At 64.6% G+C, this 5345-nt stretch carries 3 protein-coding genes and 1 tRNA gene; 2 read left to right on the forward strand and 2 right to left on the reverse strand.

Annotation, left to right across the window (positions count from 1 at the left end; all coding sequences use genetic code 11):
- Positions 1 to 354: 354 nt before the first annotated feature.
- Positions 355 to 429: transfer RNA gene (locus QUW00_RS09285), tRNA-Val, on the forward strand.
- 119 nt (positions 430 to 548) lie between these two features.
- The gene (locus tag QUW00_RS09290) at positions 549 to 1403 is read left to right on the forward strand and encodes a hypothetical protein (RefSeq protein WP_289614098.1); all 855 of its coding nucleotides are present in this window, start codon (positions 549 to 551) and stop codon (positions 1401 to 1403) included.
- 33 nt (positions 1404 to 1436) lie between these two features.
- Here QUW00_RS09290 and QUW00_RS09295 read toward each other — a convergent pair whose 3' ends face one another.
- Entirely contained in the window at positions 1437 to 2888 is a 1452-nt protein-coding gene (locus QUW00_RS09295; RefSeq protein ID WP_289614099.1) for a DHA2 family efflux MFS transporter permease subunit, read from the reverse strand.
- 177 nt (positions 2889 to 3065) lie between these two features.
- A complete protein-coding gene (locus QUW00_RS09300) occupies positions 3066 to 5294 on the reverse strand; it encodes a YhgE/Pip domain-containing protein (protein ID WP_289614100.1) in 2229 nt (742 codons plus the stop codon).
- Positions 5295 to 5345 lie beyond the last annotated feature (51 nt).

Raw genomic sequence — 5345 nt, forward strand, 5'->3', positions numbered from 1 at the left:
ACAACGGGGCTCGAACCCGCGACCCCAACCTTGGCAAGGTTGTGCTCTACCAACTGAGCCATGTCCGCTTGCGAGGAAGTACTATACGCGATTTCCGAAGGCGGCGCAAGAGGGAATCGAAAAAAGTTTGCCTGCAGTGCGCGGGCAGCGTGAAGCGAGGGTCCAGAGGCAGAATTCTTAGCTGTGGGGAGCAGGATGCAGCGCACATCCTTGAGCGCTCGATCTTTCCGAGAGGGGATATACCGAGGTCACAAGCGTACTTTCGAGATCATCTCAAACTTTTTCAAATTTCTCCTTTACAGTCGTTCGCGGGTTCGGTATATTATCACCTGCGCTGAAGAGCGCACCCTGAACGGGCGTTTAGCTCAGGGGGAGAGCGCTTCCCTGACACGGAAGAGGTCACAAGTTCAAATCTTGTAACGCCCACCACGAATCTTTTGAGCCGGCGGTTTTCACCGTCGGCTTTTTTCTTGCGCATGCCCTGCAGGATAGCGTGCGACAATCGAGCCAAGCCCTCATCCGAAGCACCTACGCCGATGGGAGGTCATATGACCCGCCGTCTTGCCGCATCCATCCTGCTGGCTGCTCTGAGCTTGATCGGCCTGCTGGTTTATATTGTCGCCTGCACTTCGCAACAAGGCACAGTCGGCGATGCGGTCGTACATAACGAGCGCGCGAGGGTGCTTTCGGTGGACGATGAGGAGCTGACCGCCGAGGTGCGCATCCTGGAGCCACTCGACGACGTGATAGGCGGCTGGGGCACCTTTGCGGAAGGCGAGGAGGGGCAGGCGAGCTTTTCCGGATCGCTAGGCGACGAGCTTCCGGAAGTCGGTACGGATGTCGTACTCGGGTGGATCGGTTCCCCTGACGAGAAGAGCTCATTTCCCATAGGCGTGTATAACTGGGAGACCACGGTCGATTTCTGCGCGTCGCTCGATGAGGCCCATAAGGTCCGCCTTACGGCGTCGATGCTCACCTTCATGAATCAGACGGCCGATGATCTGGTGGCGGATTTCGCCGATACCCCCGACTTGGCGCTCGAAGCGCGTGCGGATGGCGACGATTTGGTGCTCGTCTTTACCGGTGGTCAGCTTGAGGACTATCGAGCGGATATCGAGGACAGCCTCGACGACTACGTAACGTCGCTGCGGGAATCCGACGAGGTCGCCTCGCTTAAGATCGCCGACGACCACACGGGCATGACCATCGTCATCGCACCCGCCTTGCTGGACAAGCCGGTGCTCACAGGCAAGGCGTTCATGGGTATCCCGGGCATGTGCATAACGCTTCAGGCGCTCGATGGGATAACGGACTGGCGTTTCGACGTCACGGTCATCGATGCCGGGACCGACGAGGAAATCGGCCATGCGACGCTGCCCGAGGGATCGTTGACGATCGGTTAGCGATTGCGTGCGGCGCGCTGGCGTCGCGGGTGACTACAGGAGCTCGTCCTCGCGCTTGGGCAGCAGGCAGGAGACGATAGCGCCGACGACGGCGGCGCCCGCGAGCACGCAGATGGCGGCGACGAAGCCCTCCGGGGTGTTCTGGTCACCGGTGCCGCCCGTGGCAAGTGAAACCGTCTGCAGCGCCATGGCGACGATCGCGGTGCCGAACGAGGAGCCGACCTGCTGCATGGTGCGCACGAGGATGGTGCCGTGCGGCACCTGCTCGGGGGAGAGGCCGACGTAGACCGCCGAATTGATGGGGATGTTCACCGTACCTTGGGCGAGTCCTCGCACGAACAGCAGGGCGACAAGCGGGACCGTCGGCGCGTCATGCGCGATGCAAAACGGCAGCGTGGTGGCGGCGAGCAGCAAAAACGCGGTCACCGACACCGCCTGGTCGCCAAAGCGGTCGATGATGTGCCGCACGAAGATACGGCTCACGAGCACGCCGATACCCTGCGCCATCATATACTCGCCCGTCTCGAAGACGGTGGCGCCGTGCATCTGCTGCCACCACAGCGGTAAAACAAACTGGGCGGCATAGAGGCATACGCCGAAGAAGAACGACGCGATGCTCGCGGCGCGCGACGCGGACAGTGCAAGCAAGCGGATGTTTACGAGCGGGCTTTCGGTGCGGCGGAGCGCGTGCTGGCAGAAGGCCGCGATCAAGACCATACCGGCGACGATGGGGAGGGCGACATCGATCAGCACGCTCGCGGGCTGGCTGGCGATGTTGGACAGGCCGAGCAGCACGAGCACAAGGCCGATCGAGATGAGGGCGAGACCGGCGAGGTCGAGCCGTCCCGCATGGTCGGCGCCGGCGGCGTCTCGCGGCATGAAGCGCAGCGCCAGCAGAATGGCGAGGATGCCGAGCGGGATGTTTACCAGGAAGAGCCAGTGCCAGGACAGCGAGTTCAAGATGATGCCGCCGACCGCGGGGCCGAGTACGGGGCCGAGCGAGATCGGCAGCGAGATGGTGGCGACGATGCCTGCGGTGCGGGTTATCCCGGCATGGCGCGCCTCCATGACCGGCAGGGTTTGCGTAAGCGGGAGGATCATGCCGGCGGCGATACCCTGGATCGCACGGAAGCCGATCAGCGCGGCGGTCGTCGTGCTCGCGGCGCAGCAGGCCGACGAGATGGCGAACAGCACGAGGCAGCCGAGCCACAGGCGCCTGCCGCTCCAACGTATGAGCGCCCAGCTCGTGATGGGCACGACCGCTGCCAGCGCAAGCAGGTAGGAGGTGCTCACCCACTGCATGGTGATGGTGTCAGAGCCGAATGCCTCGACGAGCGTGTCCATGCCCACCGAGACGAGGGTGGAGTCGATGACCGGCATAAGGACGCCGCAGATGATGGCGGCAAGATAGCCGGGGCCGAGGATGGTGAGTGCGCCGGGCTCTCGATCGGATGACGTGTCGCTACCGTGCCTTGTCCGCTCCATGGTGCCTCCCGCGCGCTGTTTGCTACCACCACGCTACCGGCAAATCGGGGCGGGGTCAAACCCGTGCGACAAATCGGGGCTGGATACCACGGGCGGCGCTTGGCGGACGGCAAGACGGGGCCAGGCGCATCCCCCTCAAACATGCGACGGTGCTGCGCCGGCTTCCGTTTCGCGCCCCTACATGATGCGGGTCGATTCGAGGGCGTGCTCGAGTCGCTCGTTGAGGCGGATCACGGGGCGCCTGAGCACGAGGCCGAGCAGCAAAGACGGGATCAGATAAAGCGCGAGCAGACCGAGCTCGATCCAGAAATCGCCCCCGTATACCCCGAACATCGCCGCGCGCATCGCGCCCTCGGCGTGCACGAAGGGCAACCAGGGATAGATCGTCTGAAAGAGAGGCGGCAGCATCTGCTGCGGGAACGTGCCGCCGGAGCCGGCGACCTGCACCACCATGAGCACGACGGCCACCGCCTTGCCCACATCGCCAAACGATGCGGTGAGGGCGAAGATGATGTTCACGAACACAAGCGATGAGACGAGGCCCGCTAGTACGAACAGGCCGGGATGGGCGCACTGGACGCCCAGGTACCAGAGGTCACCACCGCAGATGAGCAGGGTCTGCGCGGCGCCGAGGGCAGCGAAGAGCGCAAGGCGCCCGATATATGCCTGCGATTGCGAGCAACCTGTCTGCGCGAGCGCACGCCTGCTCGGCGTCGCCTTGATGAGCGCCGCGATCACCACGCCGCCGATCCAGATGGCCAGTGCGGTGTAAAACGGCGCCATGGCGGATCCGTTGTTGTCGACGGGGAAGACGGCGTGCCGGTCCATCTGAACCGGCGCCGCGACAAACGAGGCGATCGCACCGGGATTCGCGACGAGGATGGTGCGGACCTCGTTCAAGTCGTTCGCCGCAAGGGCGCTTTCAAGCTGGTCCTGGAACGTCCGAAGGCCGTCGGCTGCCTCATCGAGCGCCTGCGCGGAGCTGTCAAGGGAGGAACGGGCGTCGCTCAAGCCGGCCGTCGCGGTGTCGACGCCGTCGGACACCGAGTCCATGACGCCGGCCAGTCCCTCCATGGTGGTGTCCACGCCTGATACCGCATCGTCGATGCTGTCGGCAAGCTCGTCGAGCGCGCCGTGGAGCGAGGAGCCGTAGGTCGCCTGTGCATCGGCGAGGCTCGCGCGCGCGTCGGCGACCATCGCGTGCAGCTCGCTGCGGGCGTCGTCGGCGTCCGCCATCGTTTGCGAAACGTCCCCCGATGTCTTCTCGAGTCCTTGCGACAGGTCCTCGAGCTCGGTAATCGCCTGGTTCACGCGCTCGCAGATGCCCTCGATGGTCGTAGACGCCTCATGGATGCGCTCCGCCTGCGCTGGATCTGCCGCGTTCTGCCCCTCCAGGCGTTTGAGGAGGGATGCGCTGTCGGCGAGGGCATCGGCGAGCCGGCGGAGGAACTCCAGCTGGCGGTCGACGGTCCCCTTCGCCTCGTCGAGCGCGGAGACGAGCTTGTCGGCCTGTCCGCCCGCGGTATCGAAGGCCCGGTCGATAGCCGCATCGACATCATCCATGCCGGCCGTACCCTGCGCAAAGGCCGCATCTGCCGCCTCGACCGCATCGTCGAGCGCGTCCCCGAGACCGCGCAGGCCGTCGGCGCTTTGCGTGCAGGCGCCGGAGACGTCGCCGATCGGTGCACGCGCAGCGTCGAGCGAGCTCGAGCTTGCGGCGACCAGGCTCTGTGATGAGGCAAGTACGTCGGAGAACGATCGCGCGGTCTGCGCGGTGCCGTCAAGCGTGTCCGCTGCCGTCACGAGCGCCTGATCGAGGCGAGCTGCCACCGAGGCGATTTGGTCGTCATCGAGCAGGCGACACAGTTCTTCGAGGGCGCCAGCGCCCACGTCGGTCGCCGTGCGGGCGAACCCTTCGTCGATATCGCGCTGGATTGCGGCGGACGCCTTGTCGGTGACGATTTCGGCGATGGCGTTCGCCTTTTGGTTCTGATAGAAAGCCACCTTCGCTTGGCGGGGGTTTGCCGAAAAGCCGCTGAGCAGGCAGGTGGAGAAGTCCTCGGGAATCACCACGGCGGCATAGTATTCCCCGGAGCGCACGCCCTCGAGGGCGTCCTCGCGCGTGGCGGGGGTGTAGCCGATGGAGTCAGACTTCATCAGGTTCGTGACCACGCGTTCGCCGAGGTTGAGCTCGACGGGGATCAACTCGCCGGTATAGCCGGCGTCCTCGTTGACGACGGCGACGCGAAGGTTCTTCGTGTTGCCGTACGGGTCCCAGCTGCCCGCGATGTTGAACCATGCGTAGAACGACGGCACCGCGACGATGCCGACGATGACCACGATGCCGATGGCGTTGGCGAGCGCGTGCCGCACATCGCGGCGGAAAAACGAGACGATGGGATGCATGGCGCTACGACCTTTCGGAGGGGGAGATAGGGCTGTCTCTTATACACATCT

It is taken from the genome of Collinsella tanakaei (assembly GCF_030373545.1).
GTDB classification, from domain to species: Bacteria; Actinomycetota; Coriobacteriia; order Coriobacteriales; family Coriobacteriaceae; genus Collinsella; species Collinsella tanakaei_C.